Here is a 19,384-nt window from a genome sequence, read left to right as displayed (position 1 = left end):
GATTGAGAGGTTTATAATATAAATGGAAGAACTGGATACAAAAAAATATGCGGGAATTGATCTGGGGAAAACTTCTGTACAGTTTAGCATATACAGGGAAGGACAAGAAGAAATGTCCGAAGAAAGTTTCCCAATAGCAAAAGAGCAGCAAGAGGCATATATAGAGACAGGAATCCATCTGGTGGAAGAGTATATGAAGGAAAAAGAATATCAATGGTCTGATTATCAGGCGGTTCATTTTTCCATGCAAGATCCATCCGAAGAAAACAGAGATAAATTAAAAGAAAGTGTAAGTGAAGAGTTTTTAAAGTTTCATACAGTAAAGGTCATCACACATTTCAGAGCATTTGCAGAATATGTATTCCATCAGGAACGAATTATGTGGGATCGCAATACACTTTTATTAGATTATCATGATAACCAGTTGAGTTATGTATTGATCGATCAGATACGCCGTTCGAGACAGAAGGCCTATCGGGCAGTAGAAAAACAGATTGATCTTAATGAATATCGGGTAGTGGAAGGAACACCGGAACAGGATGCGAATTTTGGACAGATGGTGAAGCGTTTTCTTGTAAAGAACCCAGCCAATATTATTTTCCTTACGGGAAGTGGATTTGAAGGAAACTGGATGAAGAAAACGCTGACCTATCTTTGTGCCGGAAGAAGAGTATTTCTAGGACAGAATCTGTATGCGAATGGAGCCTGTCTTCTGGGAATCCACCCGATCGAGCTTATGGATGAGGGAATGATTCTCATGGATGGACCGGATATGGTCTACCATACAGTGGGAGTGATTACAACAGAGGCAGGGAAGCCTCAGTATGTACCGATAACATCCATAGGAAGAGAGTGGTATAATACGCATGGCAGTGTGGACATTATTCTTGATAAAAGCCAGCGGGTAGATTTTTTCTATCATAATACGAAGGAAAATGAAATCGAGGGAGCTGCCTGTGATATAAAAGGATTGCCGAAACGTCCGCCTAAAACGACGAGAATCCGCATAGAAGTTCGGTTTACTTCTTCGGTTGAGGGAGTGATTTTACTGAAAGATATGGGGTTTGGGGAAATGTTTCCGGCAACAGGAAAGATTACAGTCTTTCCATTTAAATTAATTTCGTAATTAAGTTAATTTCGTAATAAAAGATCATTACGGAGGGAAAGAGGTAAGGAAGATGAGAGAGTCACTTATCTGTATTGGTAAGATTGGAAAAAAAGGATATTATTTTGAAGATACCGGAATACAGATTTTTTCCTATGAGGAACTTTGTTATTATTTAAAAAGACATATGATCTGCTATATCCATACACTTCCCGGAGAGGATCTGCTCATATATCTCAGGGATGAACTGGGGCTGGAAAAGTTATATAAGCAGCTGATTCGTCTGACAGATCCGGAAAAGGACCAGATGAAATACTTTTCTGCATTATTTCGAGAAGGGCATTATTTTAATGAAGATGAGATAAGAGATATTTTAGATGAGTATCGAAGCCTTATGAATGCTCCGGTTTACCGGCAGAAAAAATGGATGGGCGACCTGCTTGTAAGATCGGGCAGATCGGCAAGAGCGCTGGAAAGTTATCAGGCAGCTCTTGCGGAAGAAGACATGGAAAAAAATGAGATTGGACGGATCTATCACAATATTGGAATCGCGGAATCAAAGCTTTTTCGTTTTCAGAATGCAAAGATTGCTTTTATCAAGGCATATCAGCATTTAGGTGAGGAGAAATCTCTTTTTTATTATTATGCGATTACGGCATTGTTAGAAGGAATCGAAGCAGCAGGAGAAGAATTGAAGGAATTTGAGGATTCCGATATGCTACTTGATGCATTTGAGGAAAAGTTTGCAGAATATCAGGAAGATTTTCAATATAATGCAGTATCGGAAATATATAAAAAAATAGTATTTTTAAATGAAAATGGAAAAGAAGAAGAGGCTAAAATAAAGAAAAAGCGTCTGATTCGAAGCCTGCAGAGCGATTTTCGCAAAGAAATAGAAATTTAAATAAAAAATATTAGTGACAAATGCGCAAATAAGTTATACTATGGTAGCTGGTACGTTATTTACGACATAACATCAGAGTTAGAATGTCAGGAGATTTATAGGGATAGACCAATAAGAAATACCTGGCATATATGATAAAAACTAGGAGGAAACCACAACATGGCAACAGAAATGAACAAAACCTACAATCCATCAGAGATTGAGGACAGACTTTATAAAAAATGGATGGATAAGAAGTATTTCCATGCAGAAGTAGATCGCAGCAAGAAACCATTTACAATTGTAATGCCGCCGCCAAATATTACAGGACAGCTGCATATGGGGCATGCGTTAGATAATACACTGCAGGATATTCTCATTCGATTTAAGAGAATGCAGGGATATAATGCTTTATGGCAGCCAGGAACAGACCATGCAAGTATCGCAACCGAGGTAAAGGTTACAAACAAATTAAAAGAAGAAGGCATTGATAAAGAAGAACTTGGACGTGAAGGATTCTTAAAGCGTACCTGGGAGTGGAAAGAAGAGTACGGCGGACGTATTGTCAGCCAGTTAAAGAAGCTTGGTTCTTCCGCTGATTGGGACAGAGAACGTTTTACAATGGATGAAGGCTGTTCTAAAGCAGTACAGGAAGTATTTATCCGCCTTTACGAAAAGGGATATATTTATCAGGGCTCAAGAATTATCAACTGGTGTCCGGTATGTCAGACATCTATTTCTGATGCAGAGGTAGAATACGAGGATCAGGCAGGACATTTCTGGCATATTAACTATCCAATCGTTGGAACAGATAAATGTATTGAGATCGCAACAACCCGTCCGGAGACAATGCTTGGAGATACTGCGATCGCTGTACATCCAGATGATGAGAGATATAAAGATTTAGTTGGAAAGATGGTACTTCTTCCAATCGTAAATAAAGAGATTCCGATCGTTGCGGATTCCTATGTAGATAAAGAATTTGGTACAGGTGCAGTAAAAATCACACCAGCACATGATCCTAACGACTTTGAAGTTGGAAAGCGTCACAACTTAGAAGAAATCAATATTTTAAATGATGATGGAACAATTAACGAAAATGGTGGAAAGTTCGCAGGAATGGATCGTTACGAGGCAAGAAAGGCTATCGTAAAAGAGTTAGAAGAAGAAGGATATCTTGTACGTATTGAAGCGCATGAACATAACGTAGGAACTCATGACCGCTGTCATACTACAGTGGAACCAATGGTGAAAAAACAGTGGTTTGTAAAGATGAGCGAGATGGCAAAGCCTGCGATCGAAGCAGTAAAGAACGGAGATCTTCGTTTTGTACCGGGCCATTTTGACCGTACGTATCTGCACTGGTTAGAGAATATTCGTGACTGGTGTATTTCAAGACAGTTATGGTGGGGACACAGAATTCCTGCATATTACTGTGACGAATGTGGAGAGATTGTTGTAGCAAAAGAAATGCCATCCGTATGTCCAAAGTGTGGATGTACTCATTTTACACAGGATGAGGATACATTAGATACATGGTTTAGTTCTGCTTTATGGCCATTTTCCACATTAGGCTGGCCGGAAAAGACAGAAGATCTTGATTATTTCTATCCTACAAATGTTCTTGTAACAGGATACGATATCATTTTCTTCTGGGTAATCCGTATGGTATTCTCAGGATATGAACAGACAGGCAAATGTCCATTTAGTGATGTACTTATTCATGGTCTGGTTCGTGATGAACAGGGCCGTAAGATGAGTAAGTCTCTTGGGAATGGTATCGACCCATTAGAGATCATTGAGCAGTACGGCGCCGATGCACTTCGTCTTACATTAGTAACAGGTAATGCTCCGGGTAATGATATGCGTTATTCAGAGAAGAAGATTATTGCAAGCAGAAACTTTGCCAATAAAGTATGGAATGCTTCCAGATTCATGTTAATGAATATTGAAAAAGCGGACTTAAGCAACGTATCTCTTGCGGACCTGACACCGGCTGATAAATGGATTTTATCCAAAGCGAATTCTCTTGTAAAAGAAGTGACAGACAATATGGAAAAATACGATTTCGGTGTTGCTGTTGCCAAGTTAAATGACTTTATCTGGGAAGAGTTCTGTGACTGGTATATCGAGATGGTAAAACCAAGACTCTATAATGAGGAAGATACAACAAAAGCAGCAGCACTCTTTACATTAAAGAAAGTGTTAACGATTTCTCTGAAGTTGTTACATCCATATATGCCTTTTATCACAGAAGAAATCTTCTGCAGTCTTCAGGATGAAGAAGAGTCCATTATGGTTTCTGAATGGCCTGTTTTTGAAGAAGAGTTTGACTTCAAGGCTGAAGAAAATGAAGTAGAGATGATTAAGAATGCTGTAAGAAATATTCGTAATCTTCGCGCAGATATGAATGTACCACCGAGCAAGAAAGCAAGTGTCTATGTAGTATCTGAAAAAGAAGAAGTTCGCAGAGTATTTGAGGATTCTAAAGTATTTTTTGCAACACTTGGATATGCGAGTGAAGTTCATGTACAGGCAGATAAAGCAGGCATTGCAGAAGATGCAGTATCTACAGTAATCCCTGATGCAGTTATTTATATGCCATTTGCAGAACTTGTTGATGTTGAAAAAGAAATTGCCCGTCTTGAAAAAGAAGCAGGCCGTCTCGAAGGAGAAATTAAGCGTGCAAAGGGAATGCTTTCTAATGAAAAATTTGTAAGCAAAGCACCGGCAGCAAAGGTAGAGGCAGAAAAAGAAAAGTTAGAGAAGTATACTGCAATGGCAGCGCAGGTTGCGGAACGTCTTTCTCAGCTTAAGAAATAAATAGCGATAAGAAGGATTTAGGAATGATGACATACAGCGAAATGGAACGGGAACTCAACGAGATTCCGAAGTTCGGTGCAAAAGCAAGCCTGTCTAATCTTTCCGCTTATCTTGAACTGGCGAATCACCCGGAAAGGAATCTCCGGGTGATTCATATTGCAGGGACAAATGGTAAGGGCTCCGTCAGTGCGTATATTGATTCGATTTTACGGCAGGCAGGGTATACGACTGCATTATTTACTTCGCCTCATTTGATAAAAATTAATGAAAGATTTCGTATTAATTTTAAAGAATGTTCCGATGAAGAGCTGATCAAAGCCTGGTGCAGCGTAAAAGACTATATGGTGAAGGGCGAGGAGAAAGGTTTGCAGCCGCTTACGTTCTTTGAAATACTTTTTTTTATGGGGATGCTTATTTTTTCACAAAAATCAGTAGATTATTGTATTTTGGAGACAGGACTTGGAGGAAGACTGGATGCAACCGTTCTTTCAAATCCGGTACTTTCTGTCATAACTTCCATTAGTTATGATCACACAGAGATTCTTGGCGATACAATAGAGAAGATTGCAGCGGAAAAAGCAGGAATCATAAAAGAGGGGATTCCGGTTGTCGCAATTGATGAAGAAAATGGTGCGTTTTCAGTGATCGAAAGAACTGCGAAAGAAAAAAATGCGCCTGTTTATGGGCTGAAATCGCAAGAGCTTACAATTTTAAAAAAATGTGAGAATACGATTGATTTTTCTATCAATAGCCGTTATTATAAGATAAGCAACTTGAAAATAAAAAGTTATGCTTCCTATCAGGTGCAGAATGCTGCCTTAGCGGTACTTGCCGTAAAGGTTCTTTTACCGGAAGTATCACAGGATGTGATAAGAGAAGGAATTGTAAAGATGTACTGGCCTGGAAGGATGGAAGAGATTGCAGAGAATGTTTATGTGGATGGGGCACATAATCCGGGAGCGGTTCATCAGATTTATAACAGTTTGACTGATTCTGATAAAGAGTGGCTCTTATTATTTGCAGTTTGTTCAGATAAAGATTATTCTGAGATGATTCGTGTACTAGGCAGGCTTCCCTGGAAGAGAATATACATTACAAAGATTGACAGCGCAAGAGGAGCGGATACTGCTGCAGTAAAACAGTGTTTTAAAGAAGAGACAGCAGGGTGTCCGATATACGAATACGATAATGCAAAGACAGCATTTGAGACAGCTTTAAAGGATAGAGAATATGAGAATCTTTTATGTCTCGGATCACTGTATTTGGCAGGAGAGATTAAAGATTTTGCGACAACAATTTTTTGAAAGTGAGGATATATCATGTTTGATTTTGATTTAGAATTAAAGAAGTTTAAACCGGCAGTAGGTGTTGAGATTGGAGAAGATGAACTTTTTAGTGATGACGTTAAAGATATCACTGATCTTGTAGAAGAACTGGTATCAGAGCGTGAAGGAAAGAAAGCTTCTAAGTAAGCTCATCTGATAGAAATAAAAGAAACAACAGTCTGATCTAGGAGGAATTCAATGAAGTGTATTAAATGTGGTCGGCCAGTTGGTGTGGGAAGATACTGTAATGCCTGCGGCTTTGACAATAAACACATAGCGAAAGCGTTAAATACTGCAGATTATTATTATAACATCGGTCTTGAAAAGGCGCAGATGCATGATTTAAGTGGAGCGGAGATATATTTAAAGAAGGCTCTTACTTATAATAAGTCTCATAAGAATGCAAGAAATCTTCTCGGTCTTGTTTATAATGAGATGGGTGAAGGCGGCAAGGCATATATCCAATGGAAAGTCAGTGCGAAGCTTTCTTCCGTAGAAGAGAACATCGCGAATCTTTATATCAAACAGATGGAAGAGCATCCGGCAGTATTTGAAGAGATTAATGAAACAGCTAAGAAGTATAATGCAGCACTTTCTTATGCAAAGCAGGGAAGTGATGATCTTGCGATGATTCAGGTAAAGAAGGTACTTAGTGTCACTCCGAACTTCGTGAATGCACATTTATTATTTGCCTTACTTCATATGCGTGCAGGTGATAATGCTTCTGCACAGGCAGATTTAAATAATGCCCTTGCGATTGACAGATATAATACGACAGCTCGTCGTTATTTAAAAGAAATCGGAGAGAATCCGGAAACAGTGGCAGAGAAGATTCCTGCCGATGCTTTAAAGCCAGATAATGAGAATCTTAAAAATGTTCGTCCGGTAGATCATTATGAAGATCCGAATAAAGAAACATGGAAACAGTTTGTTTATATGTTAATTGGTCTTGCAATCGGTGTTGTTGCCATGTTTGTACTTGTTATTCCAAGCGTTAAGGCAAGTGTAAGTGTTGACTATAACAACTTGAAGAAGGAATATAGCCAGACAACCAATAAAAAAGATGCAGAGATCAATACATTAAAGGATGACAAGAAGAGTCTTCAGAAGAAGAATAAGAAGCTTACAAAGCGTCTTAAAGTTTACGAAGGTTCTAAAGGTGAAGACAGTATGTATGACAGCATCTTAAAGGCAAGCCAGGCATACTCAAGCGGTAACTATGTAGAATGTGCAAAACATCTTTTAAAAGTAGATAAAGACTCTTTACCATCATCTACAGCTAAGAATTTATATACATCCATGAAAGATAAGGCATTCCAGAATGCGGCAACACAGTTATATAACAGTGGAAAGGCTTCTTTTGATGCATATAAATATCAGGATGCATTAGATGACCTTGAACAGTCTTATAAGTATGATAAGAGCTACAATACGGAGTATCATATTGCGATGTGCTATAAGAACTTAAATAAGAATACAGATAAGGCAAAGGAATATTTCTATGATATTATTAATAATTCCGGAGATAGTGATCTGATTCGTAAGGCAGCAAATCTTGGTCTTGATATGGTAATTAATTCTGCAAAAGAAGCGGCAGCTAAAGCAAAGGGTGGCAGTACGAAGTCTTCTGATTCAAAGTCAGACAGTGATGATGACAGCACAGATTCTTCTGAATCCAAGAAGAGCAGTTCAAAGAGTACAACAGAAGAGGACTTTAGTACAGATACTGCTGATGATAACGAATAATTATTGCTATTTTTAAAAACATTATAAATAAAAATAAGTTCGACAGAATATGTCGGACTTATTTTTTTGTTTTTTATAGAATAGTACCAGGACCAAAAGGTCAGAAAGCGGATGCAAGCTTGTTCCACTTTAATAAGTGGAGAGTATCTCAGATATGAGATGACTTTAACCTTTGTAGGTGACAAGCAACAAATCAGTATCAGAAAGGGAGGCAGTGTAAAAATGAATTGTTGTCATGTAAAAAATCAATGTCTGGTCATTCGTCTGCCAAAAGAAATTGATCATTGTCAGGCGGAGCAAATAAGGCAGGAATGTGAGAGAAGTTTTATGAACTTTATTATCCGGGATATTATTTTTGATTTTTCGGACACCTCATTTATGGATAGTTCAGGAATCGGATTAATACTTGGAAGGGTGAGACAGATTCATCCGATTAATGGAAAAGTATATTTATTTGGCGGGAATGAAATTGTTCGAAAGATGCTGGAAATGTCCGGAATACAAAATGTAGTTACCGTTTTAGATACGATTGAAGAAGTAAAGGAGGTATACGAATGAGACAGGCAGGAGAAATAGGAAACAGCTTAAAAATGGTGTTTCGAAATCATCCGGAAAATGAAAGAATTGTCCGGACAACGGCAGCAGTTTTTGTATCCATCTTAGACCCGACACTAGAAGAAATCTCAGATTTTAAAACAGCAGTTTCTGAAGCAGTTACCAATGCTATTATTCACGCATATCCGGAGACTGGTGGAGATATTGAGGCGTATTTTAAACGGGAAAATAGAAAAATTACAGTGATCATCACAGATTATGGTGTAGGAATCAAAGATGTGAAAAAATCAATGCAGCCATTGTATACAACGTTACATACACAAGAACGCTCCGGTATGGGATTTACATTTATGGAAGCTTTCTCAGATGAGATAACCGTAAAAAGTGAACCGGGGAAGGGGACAAGCGTAAAACTCATAAAAACTATGGGAAAGGGGGAAGAGTGTGGAGAGGACCTGTGAATTGATCAGGCAGGCAAAAGAAGGAAATAAAAAGGCACAGGAAATATTAGTAGAAGAAAATACAGGATTGATATGGAGTGTAGTAAAACGTTTTCAGGGGCGAGGGTATGATAAAGAAGATTTGTTTCAGATTGGAAGTATTGGTCTATTAAAATGTATTGACAACTTTGATCTTGAGAGAAAAGTAAAGTTTTCCACATATGCTGTTCCGTTAATTATGGGAGAAATCAAACGATTTTTAAGAGACGATGGCCTTGTAAAAGTAAGTAGAAGTCTGAAAGAAGCTTCCTATAAAATAAAAAGAGAGAAAGAACATTATGAAAAATTATATAATAGAGAACCAACATTAAAAGAAATCGCAGCAACCTTAGATATGGATGAATCCGATATCCTTATGGCTATGGAATCCGGTCAGGATATATGTTCACTTCATCAGGTTATTTACCAGAATGAAGGAGATGAAATTCATTTAGAAGATAAATTGGAACAACAGTCGGACTTAATTGAGCAGACTGTAGATAATATATACATACAGGAACTACTGCAGAAATTAAATGAACAGGAAAGGAAACTAATTGAACTTCGGTATTTTCAAAATCAGACGCAGGCTGTTATTGCCGGAATCATGGGGATATCTCAGGTACAAGTATCAAGAATGGAAAAGAAGATATTAGAAAAATTACGAATGCATTCCTTAAATTAAACAGAGAAAAAGAATTTCAGATTATAGCTGTATTGTGGCTGCAATCTGAAATTCTTTTTTGTTTGTGAATACCACAAGGAATAAATTCTGTTTAGATATGGTCAGAGCGAGGAATGAAAATGCGTAAGATTGGTATAATATAGGATAATGAATGTTTTTGAAGATTGCGAGAGTGCAAAGCACATAGCAATCTGGCATCAAAAGGTCAGTTTACACGATAAGGAGTTTGACTTAGTGACATCTTTATATCGAAATGAGGATGAAAAAATAAGCATGAAAAAATGAGTATGGAGAAAACAATTATTTATTTAAAAGCGGAGCAAAGTTCTTATGTGGATCATGAAATGATTCATATTGGAGATATTGCTTCTGTCTATTGTGGGGATAAGAAGAAGGAAGAGGAGATTAGAAATATTATTTTGTATGAGTTTGATGAGAACAAAGAAAAAGAAGGACGGATTTTTCTTTCGATTTTGTTAGTAATCGAAAAAATATCCGAGCAGATTCCATGTGGTGAAGTTCGCAATGTGGGAGAATTGGATATGGTTGTGTATTATAAGTCTAAAAATGCAGAGAATAAGAAATGGGTACAGACAGCGAAAATTTTATTTATCGGTGCCACATGCTTTTTTGGAACTGGAATTACGGTGATGGGATATAACAACGATGTGGATATGGCAAAAGTGTTTGGACAGTTGTACAGAACATTTGTGGGCCAGAAACCAGGCGGTCCTACTTTTGTGGAATTGTTCTATTCTATAGGACTGGCATTGGGAGTCTTTTTGTTTTTCAATCATGTTCCGGGAAAAAAAGTTACAAATGAGCCAACGCCGATACAAGTGCAAATGCGGCTTTATGAGCAGGATGTAAACCAGACTTTTTTACTGGGTGCTTCAAGGAAAGGGGAAGAACTAGATGTCGCCGGTAACAGTCGTGATTAATAAGATTCTTTTAGGCTGGATTGCCTTTGGTGCCGGGTTTGCGGTAGCAGGAGGTTTTATTGCCTTCATCAGTCTGATCGGAATCGTAACAAGGCTTGCCGGGATTACAAAAACAGCAGATCATATCCCGATCTATGAAAATAGTATGGCTATGGGAATCCTTTTATTTAATTTATTATCTCTGTATCAACCGGTATTTTCCTGGATTTTTCCTGCGGCCGGATACAGCATTATGTACCTGTCAAGTTTATTTACAGGGATTTTTGCAGGATGTCTTGCCGGGGCATTGGCAGAAGTGGTAAATATTATTCCTATCTTTTCACGCAGGGTAAAATTAAGAAAAGGATTTCCATATATGGTAAAAGCGGCAGCACTTGGGAAATGTATAGGTTGTCTGATCCAATTTTATCTTTTTAACATAATATAGCAAGAATTCTCCTTCCTCTGCAGGTGGGAGATGAATTGCGTAAAAACAAAAAGAGAACACTTGTTCAATAATATAATCCATGGTATAATAGAGTCAGTAGAAAAGGAAAAATAAATCATAATGCGCATTCAGTATATATGATGTACTATCATCTGATTATGGTAGTGAGATATCGAAGAAAAGTCATTGATAATCCAATTTCAGAAAGAGCAAAAGGAATATGGGAACATATTGCTCCAAGGTATGGGATTGTTCTGGAAGAATGGGATCATGACATTGATCATGTGTATGTAATGTTCCATGAGCAGCCGAGAACGGAACTTGGTAAATTTATCAATGCCTGTAAAAGCTCCAGTAGCAGACTATTGAAAAAGGAGTATATGGAAATCAGGGACAAGCTTTGGAAAGAAGCCTTTTGGAGTCAGAGTTTCTGCCCTGCTGACAGCAGGAGGGGCTCTGGTAGAAGTAATCCATCAAGACATTAAAACCCAGGGAGGGAAAAAGTATTGAACATAGCATATCGTTTCCGAATTTATCCGACAGAAGAACAGAAGATACTTCTTGGAAAAACATTTGGCTGTTGTCGTTTTCTGTATAATCAGATGCTTAATGATAAGATCCGGGAGTATGAAAAGACGAAGAAAATGTTAAAAAATACACCGGCCATGTATAAAAAGGAATATCCATTTCTGAAGGAAGTAGATTCGCTGGCGCTGGCAAATGTCCAGCTTCATCTGGAAAAGGCCTATAAGAATTTTTTTCGGGATTCCAAGATTGGATTTCCAAGGTTTAAGTCAAAACATCATTCCAAAAACAGCTATACAACGAATGTGGTCAATGGAAATATCCTGGTGGAAAGTAAGCGGATCCGGCTTCCTAAATTAAAATGGATTGCCATGAAAAAACACAGGGAGCCAGCAGAAGACCTTCACCTGAAATCAGTGACAGTCAGTATGGAACCATCCGGAAAATACTTTGCAAGCCTGCTTTATGAAGGATACAGCTGTGAAAACCAAGCAGCTGGACCGGATTACAGTACTGCAAAGATACTTGGGATTGATTATGCAATGCAGGGGATGGCAGTGTTTTCAGAAAAGGTTGAGACGGAAGAAGCAGGATTTTTCAGAAAAAATGAAAAAAGACTGGCGAGGGAGCAGCGAAAGTTGTCAAGATGCGTACGGGGAAGCCATAATTATGAACTGCAGAAAAAGAAAGTTGCCAGATGTCATGAAAAGATACGAAATCAGCGAAAAGATTATCTGCACAAGCTTAGCCGAAAAATTGCAGACGGTTATGATGCAGTTGCAGTGGAAGATATCGATATGAAAGCAATGGGTCAGTGCCTGCATTTCGGAAAAAGCGTACAGGATAATGGATATGGAATGTTCAGGGAAATGTTAGACTATAAGTTGGCATGGAAAGGAAAGAAAATGGTAAAGGTAGACCGTTTCTTTCCTTCCAGTAAAAAATGCTGTAAATGTGGAAGGATAAAGAAAGAGCTGAAATTATCCGAAAGAGTCTATTACTGTGTGTGTGGAAATAAGATGGACAGAGATCGTAATGCGGCAATCAACATACGTGAAGAGGCAAGAAGGATGCTGACAGCATAAACTGTCCGTATCCGGACAAGCTGATAATAAGAAAATATGCCCGTATCCGGGCAAAAGAATCGCGGGGCACGCGAGGATAGCTTGTAGATACTTGGCTCAGTAGAGCCATTGAGCAAGAAGCCCCCACTTCAAAATCTATGATTTAAGTGGTGGGAGCATGTCACTCTGTAAGATATCAGGGTCAAAATACTTTTGCCCCAGCGTCATTTGCAAAAATGAATACAAAAATAAGAATACTTTTATAAAATCAGGAGATACTTTCAAGAGGTATTCTTGAAAAAATGACAAAGGGCTTCAAAGGGGGAAGAATTATATGAAAAAAGAGCTTACGAATCAGGAGTATGCCAAGAGAGTAAAGCAGTTAACACCAAAGTTTAGCTCCTTTTCAAATTGCTGGCATGCATTTGTATCAGGAGGTGCCATCTGTGTTCTGGGGGAAATCATACGTCAGATTGCATATAATAAAGTGGGAGTAAATGAGGAGAATTCCTATATTGTAGCCAGCATCTGCCTGGTATTTTTGAGTGTGATTCTTACTGGTTTTCAAGTTTATGAGCCACTGGCAAAGTGGTGTGGAGCCGGAACGTTAGTTCCAATCACAGGATTTGCGAACTCGGTTGCCTCACCAGCGATTGAATATCAAAAAGAAGGACAGGTTTTTGGAATCGGTGTAAAGATTTTTACAATAGCAGGACCTGTTATTTTATATGGTGTATTTAGCAGCTGGGTAGTAGGAGTAATCTATTGGCTCTTTTCTAGATAAAAGAAAATAGTATGTAAAAATAATACAGAAATAATAAAATATTTTGCAAAGTAATTCCCAGTAATATATAATGATATTAGGCTCAAAAGGTATTTTACCACTAACTTGATACTATGAATTACTCCGTAGCTAACGCTGCTACCGTAATTCTGAAAATAACAGGGAAAATGATTCCCTGAATATAAACATTTGGAGAATGAAATGACAGGGAAAGAACGTTTAGAAAAAATCATCCTATCTATGGATTTGAAGAAGGAGTTGCACCAAAAAGTATTTGATAATTATGAGGAAATGCTCAGGGAAGGCTTTAGGGAAGGAGATGAGTTATTTCTTGTAGCAGCGTATTTTACAGGTAAGCCCGATGAGACCATCGGCCCATTATTACGAAGACTTAAAAAAATAATGGAAAGTCGGGAGGATATGATAAGTGGTGCAGTACTGGCAGCATCCTATTATGGTATAGAAGAACTTTCTATGCGTCTTACAATTTTAGAAGAGGGAGTAAGAAATTTATATACAGACCAAAAGTGTGTAGAAGCGCTTACAGGAAGTATTATGATTGCTGACGGAGGACCGGCAGAAGTAGCCAAGGCGATTCAGTGGTATATGTTTTTGATGAAGAATCAGTACGATATGAATAATGAACGTATGGCAAGGCTGCTTGGAATATTAGCGGTAATCTCTTCACCAAATATCCTGGGGAAAAAGATGCTAAGCAAAATAACAGAGAAGATTGAGCAGAACACAAAAGAAGAAAGTACAGCAGACAAAGAAACAATCTTTTTTGAAGAAGCCTGTCAATTTATCAAACAGTTACAAAAGCAGGAAGAAGAACGTGTAAATAAGCTGGAGAGAACAAGTTACAAGATGCTGACAGGCGAAAAGAATGTTACGGCATCGGACTTTGATTATAGTAAAGAATATCATCAGGAAGAAGAGATTAGTCTGAATGGAAGTAACCTTTTTACCGGTATGAAACAAGAAGTAGATATTATTTTATCAGCGATATATCAGATGTGAGATGACTCCCATCTCGCAGCAAGAATGCCGGGGCATTCTTGAATTTGATTTGATGTAGAATGAGATATAAATTAGAATATGATACAAATAATGAAACAGGTAAAATAGAGAAAAGCCTGGAATCAGGCAAAAAGAAAGACGAGGTACATAGTGAAAAAGAATTATAAATTAACAATCTGCTATGATGGCAGCAGGTATTATGGGTGGGAGCACCAGCCGGACAGAGATACGATACAGGGAAAGTTAGAGAATGTATTAACGAAAATGTGTGGAGAATTCATAGATGTACTTGGTGCCGGCAGAACGGATGCAGGAGTTCATGCCAGAGGAATGGTTGCAAATGCAGTATTTGATGCAGCAGATAAGGAAAGAGGCGGCAGGGAACGAACCCCAGATGAAATTCGTGAGTATATGAATCGCTATCTTCCAGATGATATTGCGGTAAAGGAAGTGAAAGAGGCATCCGAACGATTTCATGCAAGATATAAAGCGGTTGGTAAGTTATATCGTTATACATGTTACGATGGTCCGGTAAAACCAGTATTTCAGAGAAAGTATGTAACAGTGTTGGAAAAAAGACCAGATTTAGAAAAGATGCAGCAGGCGGCATCCTATCTTGAAGGAAAACATGATTATAAAAGTTTTTGTGGAAATCCCCGGATGAAGAAGTCAACAGTACGAGTTGTTGACAAAATCGAAATTACGAGAAAAGGAAGTTTTATTTACTTTGATTTTCATGGAACAGGTTTCCTTCAAAATATGGTGCGGATTCTTGTTGGGACACTTTTAGAAGTAGGAAAAGGAAAGATAAAGCCAGAACAGATTCCAGACATCCTTGAGGCAAAGAACCGGCAGATGGCCGGACCGACAGCTCCACCACAGGGACTATGTCTGATTAAAGTGGATTATTAATTAAGAAAAACAGATAAAGCGAATGAAAAGTAGAATAAAGAGTGAAATAAAGAAATGAATTAAAATGGATTACAGTATAAGTATTACAACGATAACTATACTGTAATTCATTTTTTGTTTTTTAAGAAATATCATACATAAATCTAAGAAAAAAGGAAAATACTATTTGAAAATACGATTTCTCAATAAAAATTTTATATCATATGTGGGATGACTCCCACTTCTACAGGTGTCAAGCAGTAAGAATGCGGAGACATTCCTGAAAAAACTAGTATTTCTAAAAGTTTCATAGAAAGGTGGTATTTTTTGTGCAGCAAATGAAAGGAAAGCAGAGTATTTTATTTCAAGAGCCAGTGAAAATAATGAGTCATGCGTGTGTAGGCGGAAAAAAAGAAGGGGAAGGACCCATAGGGAAACATTTAGATTTAATTGTAGATGACCCGATGTTTGGAAAAGAAAATTGGGAAGAGAGTGAAAGCAGTTTTTTAAAGACAGCAGGTGAAATTGCTATTAGAAAAGGAAAAAAGAAAAAAGAAGATGTAAGAATGGCTTTTTGTGGGGATTTATTAGGACAGCTTATTGCTTCTTCTTTTGGAATTGCTGAACTGGAAATCCCTTATTACGGAGTGTATGGAGCCTGTTCTAGTATAGGGGCAGCCTTATCTATTGGTGCGATGACGGTAAATGGAGGATTCGCAGATTTGGTATTGACCGGTTGCTCCAGTCATTTCGCCAGTGCGGAAAAAGAGTTTCGTTTTCCTCTTGGATATGGAAGTCAGCGGCCGTACAGTGCAACCTGGACTGTGACCGGAGCAGGAGCTTTTTTGCTGAATACACAAAAAGGTGACGTACAGATTCGGGGGATAACAACAGGGAAAATTAAAGATTACGGTGTGCAGGACCCATTTAATATGGGAGCGTGTATGGCTCCGGCTGCTGCAGATACTATTTATCAAAGTTTGTTGGATTTTGAGATGAAACCAGAAGAATTTGATCAGATTATTACGGGAGATTTAGGAAGTGTAGGTCAGAAGCTGTTATTTGAACTTCTTGATGAAAATCATAAAGATATTAAGAAAAACCATATGGACTGTGGAATGCAGATTTTTGATGCAGGCAGTCAGGATACACACGCAGGTGGCAGCGGATGTGCCTGCTCTGCGCTGATGTTATCAGCAGTGATTTTACCTAAAATAGCCAGTGGAGAATGGAAAAAAGTTCTTTTTGTTCCTACCGGAGCGTTACTGTCTCAGGTTTCTGCGAATGAAGGACGGACAATTCCGGCAATTGCACATGCAGTATGGCTGGAATCCGGAAAGGAGAAAAAATGATATACGTAAAAGCGTTTGTAGTAGGAGGAATTATCTGCACATTAGTACAGATTTTTTTGGATAACACAAAGTTGATGCCGGGAAGAGTAATGGTGTTACTCGTAATAACCGGAGTAATCCTTGGAGCAGCAGGTATTTACGAGCCTTTAATAAAATGGGCAGGCTGCGGAGCTAGTGTTCCATTATCGGGATTCGGGTACAACTTATCCAAAGGTGTGATAGAAGCAGTAAAAGAGGAAGGAACCATTGGTTTATTTAAAGGAGGACTAAAAGCTGCCGCTGCCGGTACGAGTTCTGCGTTGATTTTTTCTTATCTGGCAGCACTTATTTTCCAGCCTAAAATGAAAAAGTAAAAAAAGCAGAGGGATGAACTATTACAGGATGTTGATTATTTTAATCGTTTTTTAAATTCCTGAATGGAAATTCCCTCAACTTTCTGAAAGACTTTCTGAAGGTAGCTGCTCTCATTAAAGCCGAGCATGAAAGCCACATCGGAGGTATTATGAGTAGTAAAAATAAAGTTGATCTTAACCATTTGAATTTTACGAAGACGGATATACTCCATCATACTAATGCCAAACTGATCACGAAAAATACGGCTAAGATATCCCTGGCTTATCATACTGCCTTCTGTAATCTGTACTAAAGAGATTTTTTCTTTAATATGTTGTTCGATAAAAAGGAAGACGCCTTCTAGAATACTGTAACGCCGTATACTCTTTTGCTGATAAATATAATCTGCTATCTTAAAAAGCCATATTTTCATAATTTCCTGATTAATAAGCCAGGTATCAGGTAAAGGAAATAAATCGGTGACTTCATTTTGTGGGTTGGCATATTCAAGAGAGTCTAAGAGTCCCTGTCCGATTTCGATAAAAGTTTTTTTCAGGGATTCGATGTTTGTATCCTGATTGGAATAAATCTTGTTGATAATATCAGAAAGTCCAGTATAAGTTTTTGAAAAATTCTGAGAATTCATCAATTCTAAAGCTAGAGAGAGATGCGGACAGATACTTTCAAAAGAAGAAAGGGAAAAATTTTCTAAATAATGATTGACATCAAGAATGGATACTGGTTTGGAAAAGTATTTCTTTATATGCAGTTCCATTGCTTCTTTAGCAAAGTGAAAATCCGAATAAGCAGAAAGAATGCATATTTCTGTTTGTGGAGAAACTTCTTTTATTTTTTTACTGGCTTCGATCCCCGTAATTCCGGGCATGATAATATCCATAAAAATCAGATGTACAGGATAATGGCGGCAGATAGAGACAGCCTCAGAGCCACTAGCTGCTTCTCCTATGATCTGAAAATTTTTAAAACGTGAAATCATAGCACGTAACGTATCTCTCATTAATGTGTCATCATCTACAATTAATACATTATACATTACATAATCCTTTCCTCATGAGATATTGGCAGTTTAATTATATCATGGATTTTAGAATTATCCTGATAGCTTTCCTTGATCTCATAATCATTACCAAAAATGCTGTGAAGTCTCTGGCGGATATTTTTGATCAGAGAGTGGAAGGCTGTGTTATCCGGAAAGTTTTTGAAAGAAGAAGCAGGATTGTCTTCTGTCTGGTCCGGATTAAAATCAGATACGATATCAATAATTATGTAGCCGTTCTCACAGGAGATACAAATAGCAATGTCAAGATGTCCGGTATTTACTGTGATTAATGATGTAGCCCGGTCTAAAAAAGGAAAAAGGATATGGGAAGGTATCCGTAACATATCTATATTCTTTTTTATCGTAATCGAATAAGTGAGCGCATCTTCATATTTGATTTTAAGCATATTGAAATAAGATTCAATTTGTTTTAACTCTTCTGCGAGTAAAATATTATCTCCTGTAGTACATAGACTGTATTTTAAATATTGAGCTAGTGAAACGGTCATTTGATTTGTTTTAACTGCATTTTCCAAAATAGAAAGATTGGAAATGTCAGTAAGCAGGGATAGAATAAAGTGAGGGTTTAATTTTGCCTTCATATAATTAAGTTCTTTTGTAAGAGTAGAATTTTCATATTCTAGTTCCTCAATTCGGGAAGATAGTTTTTTCTCCTGAATTTTGTGGGAGTGATATTGCTGTTGGCGGAGCATTTCATTTTCAGCAAGCTGATTTATCATCTGATAAATAAGTTCAGCAATATTTGAAAACTTCTCATATTCATAGACAGGAAGCTGCTGGAAATATTCATTAATCTGTGTTTGGTCTTCTTCGAGATATTCTGGATGAATAAGACCGGAAAAGCGAGGAATATCGTCGGGGGCATCGTTGCATCTTACCTGTCCAGAAAGAAAGCCGCCTAAGAACTTTCCATGAACGATGATGGGAATGGCAACTTCTATTAATCCGCATGGACAAAAATAGATGCAGTATTTTCGGGTAATCGCAGAGCGGACAATACCAAACGCATCTGAAAGATTACATAGTTTCCCATTATTTCCTCTTTCTCTTGTAAATTTGCAAAAAGGGGTAAAAGAAGTCATAGTAGTGAGTGGTTCACCACGAAAATCAGCAGTAACGAGACCCAGCCCGGTAACTTTAACAATAATAGATTGTAAGTTTTCTAATGTTTCTTTTCCAAATAATTCAAGTATGCCGACATCGGTATCAAAATTGTCTCTGTTTTCTTCATCGTTGTTGGCAAGTAAATCTTTTTCGGTATGCAATGCAATCTCCTTTCTAAAATACTCAAAGGGGTTGTCACAGTAAGAGGATAGGATAAGACCTCCTGTGACAGCCCCAGAAAATTTATGATGCAAAAGGATT

19 protein-coding genes and 1 pseudogene are annotated in these 19,384 nt (G+C 37.8%); 18 read left to right on the top strand and 2 right to left on the bottom strand.

What is annotated here, in order from left to right; all coding sequences use genetic code 11:
* The first annotated feature begins 22 nt into the window (after positions 1-22).
* The 18 genes and pseudogenes from EHLA_RS11625 to spoVAE all read left to right on the top strand — a co-directional run bounded on the left by EHLA_RS11625 (position 23) and on the right by spoVAE (position 16,958).
* Positions 23-1,126 (top strand): DUF5716 family protein, encoded by a 1,104-nt coding sequence (locus tag EHLA_RS11625; RefSeq protein WP_096240953.1) that lies wholly within the window; start codon positions 23-25, stop codon positions 1,124-1,126.
* Positions 1,127-1,178: 52 nt separating this feature from the next.
* Positions 1,179-2,009, top strand: a complete 831-nt coding sequence (locus tag EHLA_RS11620) for a hypothetical protein (RefSeq protein WP_096240952.1) — start codon at positions 1,179-1,181, stop codon at positions 2,007-2,009.
* Between the two features lie 159 nt (positions 2,010-2,168).
* The gene (locus EHLA_RS11615) at positions 2,169-4,811 is read left to right on the top strand and encodes a valine--tRNA ligase (protein WP_096240951.1); all 2,643 of its coding nucleotides are present in this window, start codon (positions 2,169-2,171) and stop codon (positions 4,809-4,811) included.
* Positions 4,812-4,834: 23 nt separating this feature from the next.
* Positions 4,835-6,115, top strand: coding sequence for a bifunctional folylpolyglutamate synthase/dihydrofolate synthase (locus tag EHLA_RS11610; RefSeq protein ID WP_096240950.1), 1,281 nt, complete (start codon positions 4,835-4,837; stop codon positions 6,113-6,115).
* A gap of 15 nt (positions 6,116-6,130) precedes the next feature.
* Complete coding sequence (locus EHLA_RS16295; RefSeq protein WP_021906307.1) at positions 6,131-6,283, top strand: hypothetical protein; 153 nt, start codon at positions 6,131-6,133, stop codon at positions 6,281-6,283.
* A gap of 51 nt (positions 6,284-6,334) precedes the next feature.
* Positions 6,335-7,882, top strand: coding sequence for a hypothetical protein (locus tag EHLA_RS11605; protein ID WP_096240949.1), 1,548 nt, complete (start codon positions 6,335-6,337; stop codon positions 7,880-7,882).
* Between the two features lie 222 nt (positions 7,883-8,104).
* Positions 8,105-8,440 (top strand): STAS domain-containing protein, encoded by a 336-nt coding sequence (locus EHLA_RS11600; RefSeq protein ID WP_157908594.1) that lies wholly within the window; start codon positions 8,105-8,107, stop codon positions 8,438-8,440.
* Positions 8,437-8,898, top strand: a complete 462-nt coding sequence (gene spoIIAB, locus EHLA_RS11595) for an anti-sigma F factor (RefSeq protein ID WP_096240947.1) — start codon at positions 8,437-8,439, stop codon at positions 8,896-8,898. The genes EHLA_RS11600 and spoIIAB overlap by 4 nt, the downstream gene beginning before the upstream one ends.
* Positions 8,882-9,601 (top strand): SigB/SigF/SigG family RNA polymerase sigma factor, encoded by a 720-nt coding sequence (locus EHLA_RS11590; protein WP_096240946.1) that lies wholly within the window; start codon positions 8,882-8,884, stop codon positions 9,599-9,601. The genes spoIIAB and EHLA_RS11590 overlap by 17 nt, the downstream gene beginning before the upstream one ends.
* 281 nt (positions 9,602-9,882) lie before the next feature.
* Positions 9,883-10,542 (top strand): stage V sporulation protein AA, encoded by a 660-nt coding sequence (locus tag EHLA_RS11585; RefSeq protein WP_096240945.1) that lies wholly within the window; start codon positions 9,883-9,885, stop codon positions 10,540-10,542.
* Positions 10,517-10,969, top strand: a complete 453-nt coding sequence (locus EHLA_RS11580; RefSeq protein WP_096240944.1) for a stage V sporulation protein AB — start codon at positions 10,517-10,519, stop codon at positions 10,967-10,969. The genes EHLA_RS11585 and EHLA_RS11580 overlap by 26 nt, the downstream gene beginning before the upstream one ends.
* Positions 10,970-11,106: 137 nt before the next feature.
* Positions 11,107-11,479 (top strand): annotated as a pseudogene (gene tnpA / locus EHLA_RS11575) (IS200/IS605 family transposase).
* Entirely contained in the window at positions 11,476-12,579 is a 1,104-nt protein-coding gene (locus EHLA_RS11570; protein ID WP_096240943.1) for an RNA-guided endonuclease TnpB family protein, read from the top strand. Before tnpA ends, EHLA_RS11570 begins: the two are co-directional and overlap by 4 nt.
* Positions 12,580-12,892: 313 nt before the next feature.
* Positions 12,893-13,342, top strand: coding sequence for a SpoVA/SpoVAEb family sporulation membrane protein (locus tag EHLA_RS11565; RefSeq protein WP_096240942.1), 450 nt, complete (start codon positions 12,893-12,895; stop codon positions 13,340-13,342).
* 201 nt (positions 13,343-13,543) lie between these two features.
* Complete coding sequence (locus EHLA_RS11560; RefSeq protein WP_096240941.1) at positions 13,544-14,362, top strand: hypothetical protein; 819 nt, start codon at positions 13,544-13,546, stop codon at positions 14,360-14,362.
* 150 nt (positions 14,363-14,512) lie between these two features.
* On the top strand, positions 14,513-15,274 hold the full coding sequence (truA, locus tag EHLA_RS11555) for a tRNA pseudouridine(38-40) synthase TruA (RefSeq protein ID WP_096240940.1): 762 nt from the start codon (positions 14,513-14,515) through the stop codon (positions 15,272-15,274).
* A gap of 308 nt (positions 15,275-15,582) precedes the next feature.
* Entirely contained in the window at positions 15,583-16,605 is a 1,023-nt protein-coding gene (locus EHLA_RS11550) for a stage V sporulation protein AD (RefSeq protein WP_096240939.1), read from the top strand.
* On the top strand, positions 16,602-16,958 hold the full coding sequence (spoVAE, locus tag EHLA_RS11545; RefSeq protein WP_096240938.1) for a stage V sporulation protein AE: 357 nt from the start codon (positions 16,602-16,604) through the stop codon (positions 16,956-16,958). The genes EHLA_RS11550 and spoVAE overlap by 4 nt, the downstream gene beginning before the upstream one ends.
* Positions 16,959-16,993: 35 nt before the next feature.
* Here spoVAE and EHLA_RS11540 read toward each other — a convergent pair whose 3' ends face one another.
* Positions 16,994-17,992, bottom strand: coding sequence for a response regulator transcription factor (locus tag EHLA_RS11540; protein ID WP_096240937.1), 999 nt, complete (start codon positions 17,990-17,992; stop codon positions 16,994-16,996).
* Positions 17,992-19,284: a PocR ligand-binding domain-containing protein gene (locus EHLA_RS11535; RefSeq protein WP_123864857.1), complete on the bottom strand. Its 1,293-nt coding sequence runs from the start codon at positions 19,282-19,284 to the stop codon at positions 17,992-17,994. Before EHLA_RS11535 ends, EHLA_RS11540 begins: the two co-directional genes overlap by 1 nt.
* Between the last annotated feature and the right edge of the window lie 100 nt (positions 19,285-19,384).

The organism is Anaerobutyricum hallii, assembly GCF_900209925.1.
Lineage (GTDB): Bacteria > Bacillota > Clostridia > Lachnospirales > Lachnospiraceae > Anaerobutyricum > Anaerobutyricum soehngenii.
Note: the sequence above shows the minus strand (reverse complement) of the source record. Positions and strands in the feature narration are given on the sequence as shown.